The organism is Arsenophonus nasoniae DSM 15247 (assembly GCF_000429565.1).
GTDB classification, from domain to species: Bacteria; Pseudomonadota; Gammaproteobacteria; order Enterobacterales; family Enterobacteriaceae; genus Arsenophonus; species Arsenophonus nasoniae.
On sequence record NZ_AUCC01000301.1, the window covers coordinates 1 to 1025 of the forward strand.

The window sequence follows — 1025 nt, forward strand, 5'->3', positions numbered from 1 at the left end:
GCTCACCATCAACAGCGCCAGTTCACGCTCCTTCGCGTAATATCTCGTCAGGATAGACTCTTGAACAAGCTAAAATTCTTCTCTCTTCTCAAAACACCTTCGGTGTTGTCAGGTTAAGCCTCTCGGGTCATTAGTACTGGTTAGCTCAACGTATCGCTACGCTTACACACCCAGCCTATCTACGTCCTCGTCTCGAACACCCCTTATAGGACATTACTGTCAGGGAAGACTCATCTTGAGGCAAGTTTCCCGCTTAGATGCTTTCAGCGGTTATCTCTTCCGCACTTAGCTACCAGGCGATGCCATTGGCATGACAACCTGTACACCAGTGGTGCGTCCACTCCGGTCCTCTCGTACTAGGAGCAGCCCCCCTCAATCTTCCTTCGCCCACGACAGATAGGGACCGAACTGTCTCACGACGTTCTAAACCCAGCTCGCGTACCACTTTAAATGGCGAACAGCCATACCCTTGGGACCTACTTCAGCCCCAGGATGTGATGAGCCGACATCGAGGTGCCAAACACCGCCGTCGATATGAACTCTTGGGCGGTATCAGCCTGTTATCCCCGGAGTACCTTTTATCCGTTGAGCGATGGCCCTTCCATTCAGAACCACCGGATCACTAAGACCTACTTTCGTACCTGCTCGCGCCGTCACGCTCGCAGTCAAGCTGGCTTATGCCTTTGCACTAACCTCACGATGTCCGACCGTGATTAGCCAACCTTCGTGCTCCTCCGTTACACTTTGGGAGGAGACCGCCCCAGTCAAACTACCCACCAGACACTGTCCTCAGCCCGGATAACGGACCTAAGTTAGAACATCAAACATTAAAGGGTGGTATTTCAACGTTGGCTCCATGCGAACTGGCGTCCACACTTCTTAGCCTCCCACCTATCCTACACATCAAGGCTCAATGTTCAGTGTCAAGCTATAGTAAAGGTTCACGGGGTCTTTCCGTCTTGCCGCGGGTACACTGCATCTTCACAGCGAGTTCAATTTCACTGAGTCTCGGGTGGAGACAGCCT

Annotated in this window: 1 rRNA gene; it reads right to left on the bottom strand. The window is 52.3% G+C overall.

The annotated features are described in order from the left end of the window. Window positions 1–109: 109 nt before the first annotated feature. Window positions 110–1025: ribosomal RNA gene (locus tag G468_RS0118640) — 23S ribosomal RNA — on the bottom strand; the annotation flags it as partial.